Source organism: Alkalibaculum sporogenes (assembly GCF_009362815.1).
Taxonomy (GTDB): Bacteria; Bacillota; Clostridia; order Eubacteriales; family Alkalibacteraceae; genus Alkalibaculum_A; species Alkalibaculum_A sporogenes.
The window spans coordinates 71110-93706 of the sequence record NZ_WHNX01000003.1 but is presented as its reverse complement, the minus strand read 5'-3'; the positions used below and the strand labels follow the sequence as shown (position 1 = coordinate 93706).

Annotated in this window: 15 protein-coding genes and 3 riboswitches; of the genes, 6 read left to right on the top strand and 9 right to left on the bottom strand. The window is 32.6% G+C overall.

Annotation, left to right across the window (positions count from 1 at the left end):
- Positions 1-2 precede the first annotated feature (2 nt).
- Both GC105_RS02435 and GC105_RS02430 read right to left on the bottom strand, forming a co-directional pair.
- Entirely contained in the window at positions 3-614 is a 612-nt protein-coding gene (locus tag GC105_RS02435; RefSeq protein WP_152801335.1) for a hypothetical protein, read from the bottom strand.
- An 18-nt stretch (positions 615-632) separates the two neighbouring features.
- On the bottom strand, positions 633-3626 hold the full coding sequence (locus GC105_RS02430; protein ID WP_193708246.1) for a vWA domain-containing protein: 2994 nt from the start codon (positions 3624-3626) through the stop codon (positions 633-635).
- 141 nt (positions 3627-3767) lie between these two features.
- Positions 3768-3878, bottom strand: a riboswitch (cyclic di-GMP riboswitch).
- Between the two features lie 197 nt (positions 3879-4075).
- Positions 4076-4185, bottom strand: a riboswitch (cyclic di-GMP riboswitch).
- A 68-nt stretch (positions 4186-4253) separates the two neighbouring features.
- A riboswitch (cyclic di-GMP riboswitch) is annotated at positions 4254-4345 on the bottom strand.
- A 187-nt stretch (positions 4346-4532) separates the two neighbouring features.
- On the opposite strand from GC105_RS02430, the gene GC105_RS02425 reads away from it, so the two are divergent.
- Positions 4533-5225 (top strand): manganese catalase family protein, encoded by a 693-nt coding sequence (locus GC105_RS02425; protein WP_152801331.1) that lies wholly within the window; start codon positions 4533-4535, stop codon positions 5223-5225.
- Between the two features lie 124 nt (positions 5226-5349).
- Here GC105_RS02425 and GC105_RS02420 read toward each other — a convergent pair whose 3' ends face one another.
- The 4 genes from GC105_RS02420 to GC105_RS02405 all read right to left on the bottom strand — a co-directional run bounded on the left by GC105_RS02420 (position 5350) and on the right by GC105_RS02405 (position 10645).
- Positions 5350-8013: a cation-translocating P-type ATPase gene (locus tag GC105_RS02420; RefSeq protein WP_343029934.1), complete on the bottom strand. Its 2664-nt coding sequence runs from the start codon at positions 8011-8013 to the stop codon at positions 5350-5352.
- A gap of 372 nt (positions 8014-8385) precedes the next feature.
- On the bottom strand, positions 8386-9018 hold the full coding sequence (locus tag GC105_RS02415; RefSeq protein ID WP_152801329.1) for an amino acid ABC transporter ATP-binding protein: 633 nt from the start codon (positions 9016-9018) through the stop codon (positions 8386-8388).
- 7 nt (positions 9019-9025) lie between these two features.
- A complete protein-coding gene (locus GC105_RS02410) occupies positions 9026-9667 on the bottom strand; it encodes an amino acid ABC transporter permease (RefSeq protein ID WP_152801327.1) in 642 nt (213 codons plus the stop codon).
- A gap of 171 nt (positions 9668-9838) precedes the next feature.
- The gene (locus GC105_RS02405; RefSeq protein ID WP_343029933.1) at positions 9839-10645 is read right to left on the bottom strand and encodes an amino acid ABC transporter substrate-binding protein; all 807 of its coding nucleotides are present in this window, start codon (positions 10643-10645) and stop codon (positions 9839-9841) included.
- A gap of 280 nt (positions 10646-10925) precedes the next feature.
- On the opposite strand from GC105_RS02405, the gene gdhA reads away from it, so the two are divergent.
- The 4 genes from gdhA (at position 10926) to pflA (ending at position 17163) form a co-directional block, all read left to right on the top strand.
- A complete protein-coding gene (gdhA, locus tag GC105_RS02400; protein ID WP_152801325.1) occupies positions 10926-12272 on the top strand; it encodes an NADP-specific glutamate dehydrogenase in 1347 nt (448 codons plus the stop codon).
- 294 nt (positions 12273-12566) lie between these two features.
- Positions 12567-14078 (top strand): FAD-dependent oxidoreductase, encoded by a 1512-nt coding sequence (locus GC105_RS02395; RefSeq protein ID WP_246169670.1) that lies wholly within the window; start codon positions 12567-12569, stop codon positions 14076-14078.
- Between the two features lie 14 nt (positions 14079-14092).
- Positions 14093-16312 carry a formate C-acetyltransferase gene (gene pflB, locus GC105_RS02390; RefSeq protein ID WP_152801324.1) on the top strand — a complete coding sequence of 740 codons (2220 nt, stop codon included), beginning with the start codon at positions 14093-14095 and terminating at the stop codon, positions 16310-16312.
- Positions 16313-16440: 128 nt separating this feature from the next.
- On the top strand, positions 16441-17163 hold the full coding sequence (gene pflA, locus GC105_RS02385; protein ID WP_152801322.1) for a pyruvate formate-lyase-activating protein: 723 nt from the start codon (positions 16441-16443) through the stop codon (positions 17161-17163).
- A 57-nt stretch (positions 17164-17220) separates the two neighbouring features.
- Here the strand turns inward: pflA and GC105_RS02380 are convergent, their stop codons facing one another.
- Positions 17221-17736 (bottom strand): amidase domain-containing protein, encoded by a 516-nt coding sequence (locus GC105_RS02380; RefSeq protein WP_343029932.1) that lies wholly within the window; start codon positions 17734-17736, stop codon positions 17221-17223.
- A 141-nt stretch (positions 17737-17877) separates the two neighbouring features.
- Between GC105_RS02380 and GC105_RS02375 the strand changes: the two genes are divergently transcribed.
- Positions 17878-19230, top strand: a complete 1353-nt coding sequence (locus GC105_RS02375; protein ID WP_152801320.1) for a methyl-accepting chemotaxis protein — start codon at positions 17878-17880, stop codon at positions 19228-19230.
- 190 nt (positions 19231-19420) lie between these two features.
- Here the strand turns inward: GC105_RS02375 and dnaJ are convergent, their stop codons facing one another.
- Positions 19421-20563, bottom strand: coding sequence for a molecular chaperone DnaJ (dnaJ, locus tag GC105_RS02370; RefSeq protein ID WP_152801318.1), 1143 nt, complete (start codon positions 20561-20563; stop codon positions 19421-19423).
- A gap of 182 nt (positions 20564-20745) precedes the next feature.
- Positions 20746-22578, bottom strand: a complete 1833-nt coding sequence (dnaK, locus tag GC105_RS02365; protein ID WP_152801316.1) for a molecular chaperone DnaK — start codon at positions 22576-22578, stop codon at positions 20746-20748.
- Positions 22579-22597: the final 19 nt, after the last annotated feature.

Genomic DNA, 22597 nt, shown 5'->3' with positions numbered 1-22597 from the left:
GCCTACTGTAATTGCTCTGCAATAGTTCCCCACGCATCTAATGCTGCACCGTTTTCCGCCTGAATTGCATCAGATAAAACTTCTAGATTAAATGTTTGCCATAGCTCAGTATTGGTAACATGGACACTTTCAAGTAGAACGTCAGTTAAATCTCCTGGTGATACAATACTTTTATAGTAGAAGTAGCCATTTTGAGATATCCAATTATTATTCCATCCCGAAGTGAGATTAAGTGTTACTGTCTCACCACTAGGCGCTTCTATTATAATACTGTCATTATTAGGATTCAGTGATATGTTCCCAGCTAAGGTACCCTCGTCTGACCGAAAAGTAGGTACAAGCATTACTCTAATATACGCATCAACCTCGTGTGCACCAGGCGTATTTTGCACCTGTACTTCCTTTAGTGTTGTATTTTCTGTAGGTATTAGACTGCTATGTCCATCAGGTGCTAAACTACCATTTTCAAATATCTGTGAAGTTAAAACCCCTGGAACGAATCCATTTGCTTTTGCTTGAGTCTGAGTAGAGAGCAGGGCTAAGGTAGTACCTGCAAAGGCAAGTGTCACCACAAAAACAGAGCAAACCACTAAAAACATTTTTTTCTTATTCATTATCCCTTTACCCCCTTTCTATTTAAACTCATTTACTACCCAATCATCACTACTAAGGAATTTAATTACCTTAGATTGATTAGATAATGTTGTTTCTCCATTGATTTTGTTAATATTTCTACTGCCATTGGCATTCAAGCCCAAAGTATCAAACTTCATTTTATTTCCAACCACATTGTACTTCCAAGACCAATCGTCTTTTTCACTGACTTCATAATAACCTTTAGGTAATTTGATTATTGTTCTATTATTTTGTTCACTGCTAACTCTTATGGTTTCATAGAATGTCTTTATCAGTGTAGTCTTGTCTGTATCGTCATACTGTTTTATTTCAAATACGAATGTCTGATTTGGATTAACTGTCCCGTTAATCGCTTTAGTAATGGTTAAAGACCCTTGTTTTACGTTTATTGTGACGGGAATATTATTTTGCACATCCGTAGAATCATACTTTGCTTTTACTTTTAATATAGTATCTTCCACCGGCTTATAACCACTTAATGGTGCAATATAACTTGGAGCAGTAGCAGGATTTATAGCATCCACTTTAAAAGTTAATCTATTTTTGTAGCCTGACAATCTATTTTGTAGATTGTTTTTTATATTTGTAGGTATATCCACTCCTGCTATATCTTTATTTGGTATTGAAAGAGTAATTGCATTAGATAATGTACTTGCCCCTCCATCTCCAGAGGTTTCTCCAAGAAATATATTGTAGGTACTACCTGCAAATTCAGGTTTTACAGGTCTAATAGTATAAGTACCTGTATCAGCTTTGCCTACTGCTACTGTACCAACTGCTAGATTATAAATTTCTCCAGTATTTTTATTTTTATACCCACCCGAAATCGGCTCCCATATACTTTGATCATTAAAGGATATATAATTTATAGGCTCTGCTGTAATATTTAAGTTAAAATCCGTCGTCGTTGTTGGTTTTGTATCGCTTGTTAAGTTTGGACTCCAACTATACTCTAGCATTCCATTTGGATAGTTATAATGAAGATTTTGATTTACAATTTCTTCCTGTACGACTTCAACACTTTTCGGTACGCTTTCGCCTAATAGTATATAATCTTGAATATTCTTTACGCTTATATTAAAGGGTACATTTACTAGTGGATTCGGAAAACTTCCTATGTTATTTCCTTCTGTATAAATAGCAGAAATATTTAATGTATTTGTTGGAATATTATTACCACCTATAAAATCAGATTTAGGTTTAATAAATAGCGACCCTTTAAAACCTTTTCCCTCAGCAATAGTTCCTGGTCTAATTCTTGCTTTGGTCCATCTAACATATATTCCTTTGTCATCTATCATGATTGTACCTGTTTCACCACTTACAGTAATCGTATCGCCAATTTCTAATATATTGCCATTAGCATCGACTATGTCAAATGCTGGATTTATATAATCCTTTATTACTACATCTTCTACTGTTTCTCCAGTTTCTTCTGCAATTGCTTGGAAAATTGAATCTAAGCTTTCAGTAGAATCTGCAGTAAAATAATAATCATGTCCATTAGAATTTGTTGCATTAGTTTTATTATCACTAGACATCCACGCCATGTATCTATGTACTAATGTATTGACATTACTATCGAATACACCTACACTATATACGGTGGCACCACAACCTACTTCATTGCTAACTACCTTTGGTCCATCTATATTGCCATTACCTGCTCTCTGATTATTGAAGGATACATCGCTACTTAATGTTGTACCTCTAGCTCCTTTTAAAACTGCTGCCTGGTTTATAGTGGCAGCTGCATACCTAGAACCATCATTATTATCAAAGCCATAATTCCCTGGTTCTCCATCAGTAAACTTTATCACTACTCTATTTCTATCTGAACTATTATCTGCTTGGAATATATCTTTTGCCATTCCCATACCTTTATTAGAATGAGTTGCCCCATCGGCATTTAACCCATTTATAGCATTGGTTATAGTATTATTTACTGTGTTATTACTCTTAACATTTACTAAGCCACCAGTATTATTTGTTACGTTTCCGCTATATGAAACTATTGCTATCCTACTATCTGGAGATTCTGCGTAAACTTTATTTACAAAGGCATTTGCAGCATCTTTTAAACCTTGTAATCTTGTAACACGTCTATAAAATGGTTTTGGTCGAGGGTTTGATGAAGAAGTGTTACCAGCACTATTGTCATCACCATTAATATCCCACGTAACATATCTTGTTCTGTACAAAATTCCAGGTTTGTAACTCCATCTATTAGAGCTATATGATACTTGTATAAAACTGCCATCTACCTTCACGTAATAATTTGAATTTGTTGAAGGTGCAGAAGTTATAGGGGTATAGCTTAACAGATCACTCATACTTCCTGATCTATCTAAAACCATTATTATGTCACTAGGTTTAATAGTCGTCACTATATCTGATTCTGTAGTTGCAGTTAGATCTAGTCTAAATTTGTTACCATCGGTTGGAGTAGCTGTTTTTGTCAGTGTCAATCCATGCTCTTGTGGATCTACATAAGGCGCCATACTTTTTACATTCATCATTCCTGACGATCTTAATAACATAGCTCCTACTTGAAGGGATTCAATAACTGGTCCTACATTTAATGATGAACTTGCAGGATAGTAGTCTAGTGATTCTTCTACTACAATTGGGTCGTCATCTTCCTCTAAGAGTTTTAAATTATCTTCAGATTTTTTATCATTTTTTTCTTCTTGACCTTTTTTATCATCTTTATCCTTGTCTTCCTTAGATTCTGATTTTTCTAAATCTCTCTTATCTAAATCCTCAGTCTCGTTAACTTCTTTATTTTCATCTTTTTCATCATCTTCAGCTAGTTTTTCAGTTTCATTCAGATCATCTAGCTCTTCTAACTCTAGACTTTGGATTTGTAATACTTCTTCATTAGGTGCACTAGACTTTGTACTTGCAAATGTATTTTGATTCAACAGTGAAAATATCATAACACATGCAAATACAAGAGATAAAACACGCAATCCTCTTAACTTTTTCATTCTCATTTCTCCTCCTATCATTAAAAATATCTAATTTTCTTTAAAATTCCTCCTCTTATTTATAAAATCCTGTTAGCTTGATAGCAAGCCTGAGCTTGTGCAATAACTTTCTATCACATAATAAAAGCCACCTGAATTAAATCTGGCGGCTTGACTGTCATAGTAAATACATCTACTGCAAATAGTAGTTATATAAACATTAGACTCTTAGCTTTGCGTCCTTACCTTTCAGTAAGTTTGCCTTTATCAAAATGTTGATATGATTTTTCATATGTTTAATAATTTATTGGATAATAGCAAAGTTTAGACTTTAGCTAAACTTTGCTTCTTCAAACCACAAGAAACACGCTTCGCGAATTTCTCGCGGTTACGCGGACAGTCGCCAAATGTCTGCAAGCAGACGCTTGGCTCATTGTCTTCGCGATAATTAAAAAAGCCACCTGAATAACTCTGGTGGCTTGACTATCATTGTAAATACAATTACTTTTAACAGCAATTATATAGACTTTAGACTCTTGCTTTGCGTCCTTACCTTTCGATAAGTTTGCCTTTATCTTTTTAAAAACTATGATAGGATTTTGTCCTATATTTTATGTACTTGTATAAAAAAAGCCACCTAATACTAAATTAGGTGGCTCGACTATCATAGTATAATTTTTATATACCTTAGACTCTTAGCTTTGCGTCCCCAACTTTCATCAGGTTTGCCTTTTCTTTTTGATCTGAATTGTAATATATAGTTACCACAAATTTCACTTCTTAAACAACACTGTAAATAATTGTTTTTTATAATTTATATACTACATAAAGACAATGTATTTGTCAATAATTTATTATCTTTTTATTTACATAAAATCTATTATTAAAGAGAAAATAAATATAAACCTTGAAAGGGAGTGAATTCTATTGTTTAAACATGAAAAACATCTGTTACAAGAAGTTAAAATTGATGCACCTAACCCAAATTATGCAGCTATGCTTCAAGAACAACTTGGTGGTCCCCAAGGTGAACTAAAAGCAGCCTTACAATATCTTTCTCAAAGTTTTAGAATAAACGATCATGAAATTAAGGATCTATTCCTAGACATCGCAGCTGAAGAGTTAGCTCACATGGAGATGGTTGCTACTACAGTAAATATGTTAAATGGACATACTCCAGATGCAAATAGAGCTACAGTAGGAAATGTACAAGCTCACGTACTAAGTGGCCTATCGCCTATGCTAACCAATGCATCTGGTCAATTATGGACTGCTGCTTATGTAAACTGTACAGGTGATTTAGCAGCGGATATATTATCCAATATCGCTGCAGAGCAACGAGCAAAAGTAGTGTACGAGTATCTTCATCGACAAATAAATGATAAAGGTGTACGAGATACTATTGACTTTTTACTCAATCGAGAAGAAGCACATAACTCATTATTTAGAGAAGCTTTTAATCGCATACAAGATACTGGTTCTCAAAAAGATTGGGGAGTAACAGAAGATTCTAAACTTTACTTTAACTTATCAACTCCAGGTAAATATTTTGATTTAAATAATCCAAAACCTACAAGTTTTAATAATCCTAACCCACAAAATGATAGACCAATGAATTAAGAAAAAGTATCCTAGGTTTTAATTCTAGGATACTTTTTCTAATTGGATAATTATAATCTTATCATTTTAAACTTCAAATCAATCTTCTTATATTAGCAAATCCTAAATTATATCCTTTTAAAATTTATTCACCTTGTTTATCTTTTCTTCTTAAAAATATTTTAATAATTTCATTTATAAATAAAGGTACTAATGCAAATAAAATTACTAATCCCCAATCATAAAGAGATAACATCTGTACTCTAAAAGCTCTAGCAAAGAAAGGAATTGATATTACTCCTAACTGTAAAATAAATCCTATTACTATTGCACCTATTAAATATAAATTAGAGAATAAACCAACTTGAACAATTGATTTTGTAGGATGCCTCATAGTGAGAGAATAAAACAACTGAGAAGCAGCTAGAACTACAAAAGCCATAGTTCTAGCGTATATAAGTACTCCGTCAGGAATATCATTTGCTCCTAGATTATATCCATACTCCTTCAAACCAAAGTAAAACGCTACTAAGGTTAATATACCTATGAGGGTCCCACCTAAAATGGCTCTAAATCCGGCGCCTTTTGCGAAGAAGCTTTCTTTAGGATCTCTAGGCTTTTTTTTCATTACATCTCTATCACCAGGGTCAAGGCCAAGAGCAATAGCAGGAAAAGTATCTGTAATTAAGTTAATCCATAGTATCTGCGTGGGTAGCAGTGGTATTGGCCAGAAAAATAAAACAGATGCAAATATGGCAATTACCTCTCCCAAATTACAAGATAATAAGAATATAACGGACTTCTTTATATTATTGTATATATTCCTTCCTTCTTCTATAGCGTGAACAATAGTAGAAAAGTTATCATCAGTTAAAATCATATCACTAGCACCCTTAGAAACATCCGTCCCAGTAATCCCCATAGCAACTCCAATATCTGCACTTTTAAGGGATGGCGCATCGTTAACACCATCTCCTGTCATAGATACAATGTTTCCATGATACTTATAAGCCTTTACAATTTTCACTTTGTGTTCAGGTGAAACTCTTGCAAATACTCTATATTCATTTATTCTATTAGTAAATTCTTCATCTGACATTTCTTCTATTTCACTACCTGTCAAGCTTTGTTCAATAGAATCAGCTATACCTAATTCTTTTGCTATAGCTACTGCAGTATTTTTATGATCACCAGTAATCATTATGGGCATAATACCTGCTGCTTTAGCTTCTATTATAGATGCTTTTACTTCAAGTCTTGGTGGATCTATCATTCCTACTAAACCTATAAGGATTAAATCACTTTCCATATCTTCTGACTCTATAATCGTAGTCGTATCCTTGTATCCAACTCCAAGTACTCTAAGAGCTTGATTAGACATCTCTTCTACAACTTTTAAATATTCATTTCTCAACTCTTCTGTTAATGGAATAACTTTACCATCTATTAATGTTTTAGTAGCAATTTTTAATAGATTATCAACTGCTCCCTTAGTATGAACTCGATAACCATTTTCCTCTATATTAAGAGTAGACATAAGCTTTCTATCAGAATCAAACGGTTTTTCTCCCACTCTTTTGTGTTGTGAGTTCAATATTTTTCTGGATAAATTGTATTTATCTCCTAATACAACTAATGCTATTTCAGTAGGGTCTCCTGTTCCTTCGCCATTCTCATAAGTTGCATCAGAACATAATACAAAAGATTTTACTAACTCTTTTTCATCACTAGTGGCCTCAAGTCCTGTACTCTCAGCGGGTATATCTTTCACTTGGTTACTTACATAATGTTTAACTACTGTCATCTTGTTTTGTGTAAGTGTACCTGTTTTATCTGAACAAATGACATTGACACATCCCAAAGTCTCAACAGCAGGCAATTTTTTAACTATAGCGTTTATTTTAGACATCCTAGTTACGCCTAGGGCCAATACTATTGCAACTATAGCAGGTAGCCCTTCAGGTATAGCAGCAACAGCTAAACTAATTGAAGTTAAAAACATTTCAAATAGGTCTCTTCCTTGAATTAATGCAATGATAAATATAAGTACACATATGCCAATTGCAATAAATCCTAGTGTCTTACCTAGTTCTTCTAACCTTTTTTGCAATGGGGTCATTTCTTCAATATCTTCATCTAGAATCTTAGCAATCTTTCCTATTTGAGTATCCATAGCAGTAGCTACTACTACACCTTCACCTCGGCCATAAGTAGTTAATGTAGACATAAATGCCATGTTTGATTGGTCTCCTAATGAAGTTTTAGGATCTGTGAAAATGTCTTTTGCGTCCTTATTGCTTGGTACTGATTCTCCTGTTAGTGCTGATTCCTCTATTTGAAGGTTTGCACTTTCAATCAATCTAATATCTGCCGGTATATATCTACCAGCATCTAAAATAACAATATCTCCAGGCACTAATTCCTGTGAATCAACTTCTTTTATCTCGCCACTACGTTTTACTAAAGATTTTGGCGCAGTCATTTGTTGTAGCGCTTCAATAGCTTTTTCTGCTTTGTACTCTTGTACTAACCCAATTACTGCATTTAAAACTACAACAAATAGAATAATTATAGCGTCAACATATTCTCCGATTATAATAGTGACAAGGGCAGCACCTAATAATACATAAATCAACATATCTTTTAACTGAATGAAAAAAAGTGAGATAATACTCTTTTTTGGCTTTCCCTTTAGTTTGTTCTCACCATATTCTTCAAGTCTTCTAACCGCTTCCTCAGTATTAAGACCCGTATGGAGGTTAACATCTAGTTCTTTAAGTATTTCTTCTTGGGATCTTGAAAACCACACAACAATCACCTCTTATTATTATTTTATTACATTTTTTTTAGATATTCTATAAAAGCTATGTTCTAAATATAAATTAATCTGTCTACTATATTATTGTCTAAAAATTTAATATGAATGAATGAATTTTTGTATATCAACACAAAAAAGAGACTTTCCACATAACCATTAAAAGATTATGTTAAAAGTCTCGTTACCTATAAATTGGGTACATGGCCAAGTTAAACTATCAATTTAACCAGTATTGTTGACGTATGTATTTAAAACTACTCCCTCTTAACGAAATTATAATATCATATTTAAAAAAGAGAGTCAATATTATTTTCCACAATTAAACAATTCGTACACACTAAAGTTATTTCAAAAATCTATATTTTAGCTATTGCGCAGTTCTAACTGTTCACCAAGTTCGTATAGTTTTGTAGCATATTTTTCAGCAAATATCTTATCGTGAGTTATAACTATAACTCCTGTCCCTTTTTTAGCAATTCCTCGAAGCATTTCTCCAACATCTTCTCTAAGTTCTGAATCTAATGCTGATGTAGGTTCATCAAAACATAAATACTCAGGATTTAACGCTAATGCTCTAGCAATTGCCACTCTTTGCTTCTGCCCACCAGAAAGTTGGTACTCATAGCTTTCTTCTAGTCCTTCTAATCCAAGAGAGGCTAACAATTCTTTTGCTTGCTTTTCTGCTTTTTCTTTGCTATGTTTCTTAACTTTAATTAAAGGAAAAGTTATATTTTCTAGTGCACTTAAATGAGGAAAAAGATTAAAACCTTGAAATACTAAACCAACAGGATATTGTTTTTCTTCTCTTCTCTCCGATATTTCAATTTTGCCACTATCATATTTTTCAAGGGATGATAGACATCTTATAAGTGTAGTCTTTCCAACACCAGAAGGACCTGTAATGATTGCAATATCACCTTTATTTACCTCAAAATTAATATTTTCTAAAACTTTTTTATCTCCAAAGCTTTTTGAGAGATTTTCCACTTTTAACATTTTACACCTACCTGTAGTAATTGTATTTTATCTCTGTGCGTCTAAGTAAATAGGTTACAATAGCTATTAATACTAGATATATAACACCAGCTACAACTATAGGCATAAGAGATGCTTGCGTATTGGATAAGGTTTTTGCAGCTCTAATTACATCTCCAAGTCCTAGTACATAAACTAGAGAAGTATCTTTTACTAATGTAATCAATTCATTTCCTACTGGAGGTAATACTCTTTTAAAAACCTGAGGTAATATTACACCAAAATATGTATCTCGTTTTGATAAACCAAGTACTTTAGAAGCTTCGTATTGTCCTTCACTTATAGACATTACCCCGCCTCTAAATATCTCTGCAAAGTAAGCAGCGTAATTAAGGGTAAAAGCTATTAATACTGCAGTGCCTCTATCGAGTACAATTCCCACATATACAAGCCCAAAAAACACAAATATCAACTGCAATAACAGTGGTGTCCCTCGTACAATCAATATGTAAAGTTGCATAGTTCCTTGAAGAATTTTGCTCTTAGACAACCTAAGTGTACATATTATCATACCAAGAGGTATTGATAATAATCCAGTAAATACAAATACCCAGATTGTTGTCCTTAGCCCTTGCATCATCAAAGGCATTATTTCCATAATATAACTCATTGTGTCACCTCATTTTCATAGCACCTAAAAAGCTAAATAAGCACCTAGCTTCTAGCTACTAGCTTGCAGGTCTGTCTTGTTAGTCATTAAACTTAATGATGGTATTACGCTAGTGACTAGAGTAGCCACTAGCTAATTTTTTTTACCTTATATAGTAGTAAATTTACTTAATTACTTCACAATATTTTCGCCAAACCATTTGTCACTAATAGCAGCCGCTCTTCCATCTGCTTTCATTTCATCTAATACTGTATTTAATTTTTCAAGTAGTGTCGTATCTTCTTTTCTTACTCCAATACCGTATTCTTCATCTCCAAAATCTTCATCCAATATATAATATTTTTCTTCTCCTCTTTGAGCTATATAGTATCTTGCTAAGATTTCATCTGCAACAACAGCATCAACTCTGCCTGCTTCGAGGTCCATAAATGCATCATTGTAAGTATCAAAAAGTACGATATCTCCGTTTTTAAAAGTTTCCTTAGCTCCTTCTGATTCAATAGCTTCTAATGCACTAGAAGAATTTTGAGTTGCAACTGCCTTATCTTTTAAGTCAGCCTTATTTTTAACGCTTGAATCACTCATTACGACAATAACTTGTTGATTATCTAAATATGGAGTAGTAAAATTCACTTTTTCTCGTCTTGCTTCGGTTATAGTATAACCGTTCCAAATCAAATCAATATTACCTGCATTTAATTCCGTTTCTTTTAAATTCCAATCAATTGATTGAAATTGAACGTCAAGTCCCATGCTTTTAATAGCTTCCTCGGCTAATTCAACATCAAAACCTGTTAATTCACCACTTCCATCTTTAAATCCCATAGGAACAAATGTATCATCTAATCCTACAATGATAGTACCTCTCTCCTCAATCATGTCCCATGAATCTTCTTTATCTTTGTCTCTTGAAGAACATCCTACAAGTACTGTTGCTACTAGCAAAGTAGCTATTATAGCTAATAATAATTTTTTCACGTTGTTTCTCCCCCTTAAATAATTATATCGATTTCTACACATATGTGCTATTTTATACTGTAGCACTTTAGTGTCATAAACCATTATAGTATATTTAAATTTTGAATACAATCTAATAATAACTGTTAAATTGTCTCATTTATGTTTTATTAGTATAACTATATTACAAATTATTTGACACTCAAATAGTAGGGTGCTATATTTATTTATACAAAGTAATAATATTTAAGTTTAGAAATGGTTATTAAAGTAATTAATCTTATACAAAGGGAGAATGACGATGAACGGTAGTGAGTATGTACAATTAGTTTTAAATCAAGTAGAGAGACGAAATATAGGAGAAACTGAATTCCTTGAAGCTGTTAAAGAAGTATTAACCTGTTTAACACCTGTATTCGAAAAAAATCCAGAACTTATAGAGGCTGGTTTACTAGAAAGGCTTACTGAGCCTGAGAGAGTTATCTCATTTAGGGTTCCTTGGGTAGATGACAGTGGAAAAGTACAAGTTAACAGAGGTTTTAGAGTTCAGTTTAATTCTGCACTAGGTCCATATAAAGGTGGTCTAAGATTTCATGCATCTGTAAACCAAAGTATTATTAAGTTTTTAGGATTTGAACAAATATTTAAAAATTCACTAACTGGATTACCTATAGGTGGTGGAAAAGGTGGTTCTGACTTTGATCCTAAAGGTAAATCTGATAATGAGGTAATGAGATTTTGTCAAGCATTTATCAGTGAATTGCAAAAGTACATAGGTGCAGACCTAGATATACCTGCTGGTGACATTGGTGTAGGTGCAAGAGAAATCGGCTATATGTACGGATACTATAATAAAATTAAGAATGTCCGCGAACAAGGAGTACTAACAGGTAAAGGATTAACTTATGGAGGTAGCCTCGTTAGAACACAAGCAACTGGTTATGGTCTTGTATACTTTACTGAAGAGATGTTAAAAGATACACATAAAAGTTTTAAAGGAAAAACTGTAGTTGTATCAGGTTCTGGTAATGTTTCTATTTATGCTATGGAAAAGGCTGCGGAATTAGGGGCTAAAGTTATAGCTTGCTCTGATTCTAATGGTTATATTATAGATGAAAATGGTATACAATTAAATATTGTTAAAGAATTAAAAGAAATTAAAAGGGCAAGAATTAAAGAATATGTAGAAAGAGTACCTGGCTCAAAATATGTAGAAGGTTTTACAGGTATTTGGACTGTAAAATGCGACATTGCATTACCTTGTGCTACCCAAGGAGAGTTGGATGTAACAGCGGCTAATTCATTAGTTTCAAATGGAGTTATAGCAGTTGCAGAAGGAGCAAATATGCCTTGTTCTCAAGATGCTGTTAATGTATTTATAGAAAACGATATTCTATTTGCACCTGGAAAAGCTTCTAATGCAGGGGGAGTAGCTTGCTCTGCTCTTGAAATGTCACAAAATAGTATGCGTTATTCTTGGACCTTTGAAGAGGTAGATTCTAAATTACAACAAATCATGGAAGATATCTACAAAAATGCAAAAGAGGCTGCTATAGAATATGGTTCTGATAATAATCTTGTAGTTGGCGCAAATATTGCTGGGTTTTTAAAGGTATCAACTGCTATGATGGCACACGGAATAGTATAAAATTTTAGGACAGTTGCTAAAATGTTTGCACACATCTTTTACACGGGTATGTAGTTTAATACCTGTGTTTTTTTATCTTTATTTTATAATTTTAATAATCTCATTAAATACAAACTCATAATTTTTGTAAATTTCATTATAATTGCTGTTGATGTAAAGTATTTCAAATCTCTTTGAATATATTTATATAGCAGTGGAATACTTACATACAAATACTGTGGTTTAAAATTAATTTTCAAATACTCAGTTTTCTGTTTAGTCTAATATATCACTTTTATAAGGAGGATTATAAATTTGAATGATAATCGATTTAAAGATAGTCCAAGTTCATATTGGATGTCATCTACTAAACAAACTAATTATCAAAAACTAGAAAGTGACATAGACATAGATGTTGCCATTGTTGGTGGAGGCATGGTAGGAATCACTACAGCATATATGTTAATTAATTCAGGCTTAAATGTCGCTATCTTTGAAAGTAAAAATATTGCGAGCAGTACTTCAGGTTATACAACAGCTAAAATAACGTCACAGCACGGTTTGATTTACAATAATATAATCGACAATTTTGGTATAGACCATGCAAAAAAATACGCAACTTCTAATGAGTGGGCAATAAATTATATTGAAAATCTTGTTTCTGAATTAAGTATTGATTGCGATTTTTCACGACAAGATTCTTATATTTTTACTCAGGATGATACTTATTTAGATCAAATTCAAAGTGAAGTTGAAGCTGCTAAAAAGGTTGGCATTGATGCTACTTTTGAAAAAGATCTTAATCTTCCTTTCCCTACTCTAGGAGCTGTTAGATTTAAAAACCAAGCTCAATTTCATCCTAGAAAGTATTTACTTGCCATTGCAGATCATATTATTCAAAATGGAGTTCATATTTTTGAAAATACTCCAATTGCAAACATCAAAAGAAGTGATCCTTGTATTTTAACTACTAAAGATAATAACCAAATAAATGCTAAAAAAGTTGTTATCGCCTGTCATTTTCCATTTATCGATAATATTGGGTTCTACTATGCTAGAATGTACCAAGAACGCTCTTATATATTAGGTGTTAAAGTTAAAGAAAAATATAATGAAGGCATGTATATAAACGCCGAAACACCTACTAGGTCACTTCGTTGTCAAAAATACGAAAAGGGAGACTTAATTTTAATAGGTGGAGAAAGCCATAAGACAGCCCATGGGCAAAATACCCATGAACATTATAATGAGTTGCTCAACTTCGCTAAAAAATACTATACCGTCGAAGATGTCCCTTATCATTGGTCAACGCAAGACCTAATTACTCCCGATAATATACCTTATATTGGAAAAATAACTAAATTCTCAGAAAACATATATTTAGGTACAGGTTTTAAAAAATGGGGCATGACCTCTTCTCATGTAGCATCAAAAATTATTAGTGACGAGATTCTAAAAAATAATAATGAATGGAAAAGCCTATATAATCCATCTCGAAGCTTAAACCCAATCTCCATTCTAAAATTAGTAAGTCAAAATCTTCATGTAGCAATAGATTTAGTAACAGGAAAACTTAGAAATCTTCCTGATGACTTAAACCTCACACCAGGAGAAGGCTGCATACTCAAAATTGATGAACAGAAGTTTGGTGCGTACATGCATGAAGATGGCAAAATATATTTTGTAGATACAATATGCACCCATAAAGGTTGTGAACTTAGGTGGAATAGAGCAGAAAAATCTTGGGACTGTCCATGTCATGGTTCACGTTTTGATTACAGAGGAAATGTAATTAACGGGCCCGCAATAAATGCATTAAATGATTAAGAGGAGAGTTGTATATGAGTTCTTTTACAAGAGGCAATTGGAATAGTGAAGTTGATGTTAGAGACTTTATAATTAAAAATCGTACTCCTTATATTGGAGATGATAGTTTTCTTGAAAAAGCAACAGAGAAAACTAAGAATATATGGAGTAAGATTTCTAAAGCTCTACAAGAAGAAAGAAAACGTGGAGGTGTATTAGATATAGATACAGATACTATATCTAATATCGTTGCTCATAATGAAGGTTATATAGATAAAGAAAACGAGATAATATATGGATTGCAAACGGATGCCCCTCTTAAGAGAGCTATAATGCCTTTTGGTGGAATTCGTATGATAATAAAAGGATGTCAATCTTATGGCTTTGATTTGAATCCAGATATAGTAGAGATATTTCAAAAGTACCGTAAGACCCATAATGAATGCGTATACGATCTTTATACTGCCGAGATGAAACGAGCAAAAAAAGCTGGTATCATTACAGGCCTTCCTGACGCTTATGGGCGTGGACGAATTATAGGGGACTATAGGAGATTGGCTCTATATGGAGTAGATTATCTTATAAAAGACAAAGAACAAGAAAAAATCATGATGGAGTATGATTATATTGATGATAATGTAATGAGAGCTAGAGAAGAAACATCAGAGCAAATTAAAGCCCTAAAAGAGTTAAAAGAGATGTCTAATAAATACGGCGTCGATGTTTCTAAAGGCGCTACAAACGCCAAAGAAGCTGTTCAATGGCTATATCTAGCATACTTAGCAGCTATTAAGGAACAAAATGGTGCTGCCATGAGTCTTGGTCGTGTATCTACATTCTTAGATATCTATATAGAAAGAGATCTTAAAGAAGGAATAATAACAGAATCACAAGCACAAGAACTAATAGATCAATTTGTAATCAAATTAAGAATTGTTAGATTTTTACGTACTCCTGATTATGATAAATTATTTAGCGGTGATCCAACTTGGGTTACTGAGTGTATCGGCGGCATGGGTTTAGACGGTGAAACATTAGTTACAAAAACATCATATAGATTCTTAAATACTCTAAATAATTTAGGACCTGCTCCAGAACCCAATATGACCGTATTATGGAGCACCTCTTTACCTGATAATTTTAAAAAATACTGTGCCAATATTTCTATTAATACAAGCTCTATTCAATATGAAAGTGATGATATCATGAGACACCATTATGGTGATGATTACGCCATTGCATGTTGTGTATCTGCAATGAGAGTTGGTAAACAGATGCAGTTTTTTGGTGCAAGATGTAATCTGGCTAAAGCCTTACTATATGCTATCAATGGCGGAAGAGATGAAATCACAGGAATACAAGTTGGCCCGAAATTTCATGCAATTAAGTCTGAGTACCTTGACTATGATGAAGTTATGACAAGCTTCGATACAATATTAGATTGGGTAGCAAGATTGTATATTAACTCTTTAAATATGATTCACTTCTCTCATGATAAATACGCATATGAAAGAATACAAATGGCCTTACATGATAAAGAGGTTTTACGTACTATGGCATGCGGAATTGCAGGGCTATCTGTGGTGGTAGATTCTCTTAGTGCTATTAAATATGCTAAAGTTAAGACTATAAAGAATGATGAAGGTATTGTAGTAGATTATGAAATAGATGGTAATTACCCAAAGTACGGTAATAATGACGACACTGTAGATCAAATTGCTATCGATGTTGTGAAACTCTTTATGAATAAACTCCGTAAACAGAGAACATATCGACAATCAGTTCCTACCCTCTCTATTTTAACTATTACTTCAAATGTAGTATATGGTTCTAAAACTGGAAATACTCCCGATGGCAGAAAGTCTGGCGAACCATTAGCTCCAGGAGCAAATCCAATGCATGGACGTGATATAAAAGGAGCATTAGCTGTGCTAAATTCAATAGCTAAATTACCTTACGAATATGCACAAGATGGTATTTCTTTTACTTTTTCAGTTATTCCTAAAGCTCTAGGAAAAGATCAAGGCTCTAGATCAACAAATCTTAAAGCATTGTTAGATGGATATTTTAGCAAAGGCGGACATCATATAAATGTAAATGTCTTTGAAAAAGAAACATTAATAGATGCTATGGAACACCCTGAAAAATATCCTCAACTTACTATAAGAGTCTCTGGATATGCTGTTAATTTTATAAAGTTAACAAGAGAGCAACAGCTTGATGTAATTAATAGAACCTTTCACGAGAAAATTTAGTTGAATGCATTCTGTAAAATGGTAATTTATATCTTTCCTCAGATATTTTTATCATTTACAACAAGTCATTTAATACACGTGCTAATAGCTATGCTATAGTTTAATTATGCTGGGTAGGAGGTGGAATAATGTCTATTACAGGTCAGATTCATTCTATTGAAACTTTTGGAACAGTAGATGGTCCTGGCATTCGTTATATTGTTTTTATGCAAGGTTGTCCTCTTAGATGCCTTTACTGTCATAATCGAGATGCTTGGAACCCAAAATCTGGACGTACGGTCACCGTTGATGAAATTCTAGATGATCTTCAAAACTATGTGGAATATTTTAAATTCTCACAAGGTGGCATTACTCTTTCAGGAGGAGAGCCAACCATGCAAATAGATTTTGTAACTGAATTATTTAAACAATGCAAAAAATTAGGCATCCATACAGCACTAGATACTTCTGGCTATATAGAAGTTAAAAAAGTGTATGAATTTTTGAATTATACTGATCTTGTACTATTAGATATAAAACAAGCAGTTAAAGAAAAACATAAATTATTGACTGGCGTAGATTTAGATATAATTCATAAATTTGCACAGTATTTGTCTGAAATAAAAATACCAGTTTGGATAAGGTATGTTCTCATACCAGGGTACACGGATGCTCAAAAAGATTTAGAATTAGCAGCAGAGTTCATTAATACTTTGAAAAATGTAGAGAAGATTGAAGTGCTACCTTATCACTCGTTAGGACAATATAAATGGAACAAGATAGGTGTTGATTATACTCTAAAAGACATTGAACCTCCTTCGCAAAAAGAAGTCGAAAAAGCAAAATCTATATTATCTTCTAAATTTCTATAATTTAAAAATATTAATAGCCAGATTAAAAGATTCATTTTTTCTCTGGCTATCAAGTTACTAGTTAATGCTAGTTATATGATGAAAAATTACTTGTTTAAAATTTTTTCTCCATGAAACATTTCTACCTTCAAATGTATGTTGTGAAACTAGTGGTTCATTATCTACATTATCAAATCCTGTGATAATAGTAGAATGCTGTATTCTGTCTTGATAATTTTTGTATTGTATAATATCTCCTAATTTTATTAATCCTTCAATATCTTGTTTATATTTATTATTGTCATTTAAGTAATATGTATTAGCTTTAATACCAAATCTATTCTCCTGTGTACATACTCTAATATACCAAAAAAGCGAGTGTGCAACAGACCAACAAATAGAATTTTTTCCATTATTATACCACCAAGGGTGACTAGTATTAAAGTCATTTTGCGCTCCTCCAGCCCGTAGACACTGTGAAATAAAATTTGTACAATCATTATCTTGATAGTAAATATAGTTGTTATTTGGCTCTAAGGCATACTTTAGCGCATATTGAACTGCTGAATTCTTATCGTAGATAATATAAATCACATCCCTTCTATATATTTTATTATGCTAAATAATATATGTTCTTGTATTATCATATAATATTTTATTTTTTTCATAATTTCCCATTAAATTTATTCAAAAATTAACCGATATTACAATAAGCACTTATCAAAGGAGGAAAAGATGAAATATAGTAATAAAGAAAAATTACAATATTATACTGTCACAAAATCCTTAGTATTGAGAACGATTTTACTATGTATTATGATTTTTATAGTGGTAGGTATCTCTACAGCTGTGTACTTAACCAACAATCCCACTAATACACAAGATTCTTTAAAATTCTTGTTAGTACTTTATTTAATATCTGCTTTAACATTTTCAATAATAGCACTAGTATATTTTAATTCTTTTATGAAAAAGAATGTACATGACCCTATATTCTTTTTAAAATGGCTATCAGGTAAAATGAGCAAGGGTGACTATACTTTTACAGCTAATGAAAACAAATTAAAAAAAGATGAGTTTGGTGAAGTAATCTGTTCATATAATTTAGTAATAAAAGAAACTAAAATTTTAATAGATAAAGTATACGATTCCTTAAGTTTTTTAACTGAGGCTCTACAAGTATTAGGAACTACTGTTGATCAGACAAATGTAGCTTCCAATGAAATTTTAAAAAGTAGTGAGAATATTGCAAATAGCGCTACTGAACAAGCCTCTGTAACAGTAAGAGGCGTCGAAAAGTCTCATTACTTAGGAGAGATGGTAATTGAAACAAACTCTCTGATTAACGGTGTAGATGAAATTTCTAATAATATCTTAGGATTAGTAGATGAAGGTATGTATCAGATACAAGATTTATCAAGTAAGGTTTACGAAGCTGATGAGTCAATACAATCAATAAGTCGCGTAGTTATTAAAACTAATGAAAGCGCAGTAGATATTAAGGAAGCAAGTGATATTATTTCTTCTATAGCTCAGCAAACTAATTTACTTGCTTTAAACGCAGCTATTGAAGCATCAAGAGCAGGAGAATCTGGAAAAGGTTTTGCAGTAGTTGCAGAAGAAATAAGGGAGTTAGCAGAAAAGTCTACAGAATCAACTAAAAAAATAGATAATATTATTAAAGAATTACAGATTAACTCAAATGGTGCTATGGATGCTATGGACTTAACAAAAGAGGTTATAAATAAACAAGTCACTAGTGTTGAAACGACAAAAAATAAGTTTGAAGATATAATTAGTTCAATTAATAAAAGTAAACTCGCTATAGAAACACTAAAAAAGAGTAGCTTAAATATGGATCTAGTAAAAGAAGATATATTATCTATTATGGAAAATCTCTCAGAGATAGCAGAAGATAATGCGGCAAGTACAGAAGAGTCAATTGCAGCTATACAAGAACAAACATCCGCAATGGAAAATTTATCTATTGAAGTGGAGAAAATTTACTTGTTAAATGAAGACCTAAACCAAGCTATTTCTTTCTTCAAAACTAAGAAGAAAACAAAGAAAAAAGAAAGCTTAGCATAGTGATGGATATTTAGGTAGTGTAATAAATTTTGGGTCTATGGTAAAAAATAACTCTTTATCGACTTTTTATCCTAGAACCCAGAAAAAATTACATTCTCTTTTATAGTATTGTATTACTCATGAGTAACTGGTCTAAGTCTTTTAAGAAGTTACTTAATTAATTAAAAAAAGATAGCTTATGCTATCTTTTTTAATTAAAATAATCTTTTACCTTTTTCCAAAAGCTTTTATTATGTTCATGTACTTCTGATCCTGTAACATCAGCAAACTTTCTCAGAAGATCTCTTTGTTCTTCATTTAAATTTGTAGGTACTTCCATTTTCACTTTAATATACTGATCTCCCTTACCATAACCATTCGGATTATTTACACCTTTACCTTTTAGTTTAAAGGTATGATTTGGTTGAGTTCCTTCAGGTATAGCAAACTTAACTTGCTTTATAGTCTTAGACTTTTCATCTAAAGAAGGTATATCTATTTCGTCTCCTAAAGTTGCCTGCACAAAAGTAATTGGTATCTCACTATAGACATTATTGTTTTCTCTAACTAAAAACGGATGGTCATCAGCACTTATGTATACTAATAAATCTCCTCTAGGTCCTCCGTTGACTCCAGGTTCTCCTTCTCCTCTAAGTGGTAAGATAGAACCATTATCTACTCCTGAAGGAATATTAATATTTATTTTTCTGACTTTTTTTTCTAATCCTCTACCACCACAGTTACTACAAGGATTTTTAATTATCTTACCTTCACCATTACATTTATCACATGTTCTAATAGATTGCATAATACCAAAAGGAGTTTTTTGATTTACTCTCACTTGACCTGCGCCATCACATTTATCACAAGTCTTAACATCTCCTACATCTTTAGCACCAGTCCCGTGACATTTTCCACACTCTTCATTTCGGTTTATTTTTATATCTCTTTCAACGCCAAATACAGCTTCTTCAAAAGAAAGATGAATGCTTATCTTTAAATTTGCCCCTCTTTGAGGAGCGTTTCTTCTTGCTGAAGAGTTTCCTCCACCACCAAACATATCAAAAATATCGCTAAATATATCGTCAAAACCACCACCACTAAATCCACCACCAAAACCACCGTTATTACCCATTCCAGCGTGTCCATACTGGTCATATTGACTTCTTTTGCTGTCTTCGCTTAAAACTTCATAAGCTTCATTAACTTCTTTAAAATTTTCTTCTGCCTTCTTATCTCCTGGATTCCTATCAGGATGATATTTCATAGCAGCTTTTCTATATGCATTCTTAATTTCTTCCGAAGAGGCACTCTTACTTAATCCTAAAACCTCATAATAATCTCTTTTACTCATTTAAATACTCTCCTTAAACTCACTTCACTTATAAGGTATTCAAGAATGATCTACACGTGATTTTATTGGATGAATAAATCCCAACTGGTATATCTATCTTTCATATCATATAATAATAAGAACAATAAGCAACCAAAACAGAGCTTTGGTTGCCATAATTCTTTTTTACTTCATTTATTCTATTACTTTTTATCCTCTTCGTCAACTACTTCATAATCTGCATCTACTACGTCGTCATTAGGCGAACCTTCTGGTTGCTCTCCTTGTTCTTGCGCTGATGCTTCTTCATACATCTTTTGTGCTATTGGGTAAAAAGCTTCATTCAATGCTTCTGTTGCAGCCTTTATAGATTCAGTATCACCGTTTTCGATTTTTGCTTTTAATTCATTTATAGCAGATTCTATTTTTCCTTTATCTTCATCAGATACTTTATCCCCTAATTCTTTAAGAGATTTTTCAGTCTGATACAATGTAGAATCAGCAGTGTTTTTTACTTCAACTTCTTCTTTTTTCTTTTTATCTTCTTCGGCAAATTTTTCAGCATCTTTTACAGCTTGATTAATTTCATCTTCACTCATATTAGTAGAAGATTGTATAACAACATTTTGTGATTTACCAGTACCTAAATCTTTTGCAGATACATTTACAATTCCATTTGCATCTATATCAAATGTTACTTCAATTTGTGGTACTCCTCTTGGAGCAGGTGGAATTCCAGTCAATTGGAATCTACCTAATGTCTTATTATAGGTAGCCATTTCTCTTTCACCTTGTAATACATGTATATCAACTGCAGTTTGGCTATCAGCAGCCGTAGAGAATACTTGGCTTTTTTTAGTTGGTATCGTAGTATTTCTTTCAATTAACTTTGTAAATACAGCACCCATTGTTTCTATTCCTAAAGACAGTGGTGTAACATCTAACAACAATACATCTTTTACTTCTCCTGCTAATACTCCTGCTTGGATTGCAGCACCAATTGCAACACACTCATCTGGATTAATTCCTTTATCTGCTTCTTTTCCAGTAAGTTTTTTAACTGCGTCTTGTACTGCTGGTATCCTAGTTGAGCCACCTACTAAGATTATCTTATTAATTTGATCTGCTGATAAACCAGAGTCTTTCATAGCATTTTTAACTGGACCTACAGTTCTTTCTACTAAATCGGCAGTTAACTCATCAAACTTTGATCGAGATAAGTTAATGTCTAAATGTTTTGGTCCCTCTTGAGTTGCAGTAATAAACGGTAAGTTTATATTAGTTGTCATTACTCCTGATAATTCAATTTTTGCTTTTTCAGCAGCTTCTCTCAGTCTTTGCAAAGCTATCTTATCACTTCGTAAATCAACACCATTATCTTTCTTGAATTCTGATGCTAAATAATCGATAATCTTTTCATCAAAATCATCTCCACCTAAGCGATTGTCTCCGTTAGTAGATAGAACTTCAAATACTCCATCTCCTAATTCTAATATAGAAACGTCAAAAGTACCACCACCTAAGTCATATACCATTATCTTTTGATTTCCAGCTTTATCTAGTCCATAAGCTAGTGCAGCAGCAGTAGGTTCATTTATGATTCTCAATACTTCTAAACCTGCTATTTTGCCTGCATCTTTAGTTGCTTGCCTTTGACTGTCACTAAAGTATGCTGGTACTGTAATAACAGCTTTACTCACTGTTTCACCTAGATATGCTTCTGCATCTGATTTTAATTTTTGTAGTATCATTGCTGAAATTTGTTGTGGTGTATGCTCATTATTTTCAATATTAACTTTATAGTCTGTACCCATGTGTCTTTTGATTGACATAATAGTTTTATCTGGATTGGTCACCGCTTGTCTTTTGGCTACTTGACCAATTAATCTTTCTCCATCTTTTGAAAATGCTACTACTGATGGTGTAGTTCTATTACCTTCTGGATTTGCAATTACTACTGGTTCTCCACCCTCTAATACAGCAACACATGAATTTGTTGTTCCTAAATCAATACCAATGATTTTTTCCTTACTCATAGATATATTTCCTCCTTAA

What these genes read in the sequence shown, in the direction of transcription:
- GC105_RS02435 (WP_152801335.1), bottom strand. Translation starts at nt 614, where the DNA reads ATGAATAAGAAAAAAATGTTTTTAGTGGTTTGCTCTGTTTTTGTGGTG.
- GC105_RS02375 (WP_152801320.1), top strand. Translation starts at nt 17,878, where the DNA reads ATGAAATATAGTAATAAAGAAAAATTACAATATTATACTGTCACAAAA.
- gdhA (WP_152801325.1), top strand. Translation starts at nt 10,926, where the DNA reads ATGAACGGTAGTGAGTATGTACAATTAGTTTTAAATCAAGTAGAGAGA.
- dnaJ (WP_152801318.1), bottom strand. Translation starts at nt 20,563, where the DNA reads ATGAGTAAAAGAGATTATTATGAGGTTTTAGGATTAAGTAAGAGTGCC.
- GC105_RS02415 (WP_152801329.1), bottom strand. Translation starts at nt 9,018, where the DNA reads ATGTTAAAAGTGGAAAATCTCTCAAAAAGCTTTGGAGATAAAAAAGTT.
- pflA (WP_152801322.1), top strand. Translation starts at nt 16,441, where the DNA reads ATGTCTATTACAGGTCAGATTCATTCTATTGAAACTTTTGGAACAGTA.
- GC105_RS02410 (WP_152801327.1), bottom strand. Translation starts at nt 9,667, where the DNA reads ATGAGTTATATTATGGAAATAATGCCTTTGATGATGCAAGGGCTAAGG.
- dnaK (WP_152801316.1), bottom strand. Translation starts at nt 22,578, where the DNA reads ATGAGTAAGGAAAAAATCATTGGTATTGATTTAGGAACAACAAATTCA.
- pflB (WP_152801324.1), top strand. Translation starts at nt 14,093, where the DNA reads ATGAGTTCTTTTACAAGAGGCAATTGGAATAGTGAAGTTGATGTTAGA.
- GC105_RS02430 (WP_193708246.1), bottom strand. Translation starts at nt 3,626, where the DNA reads ATGAAAAAGTTAAGAGGATTGCGTGTTTTATCTCTTGTATTTGCATGT.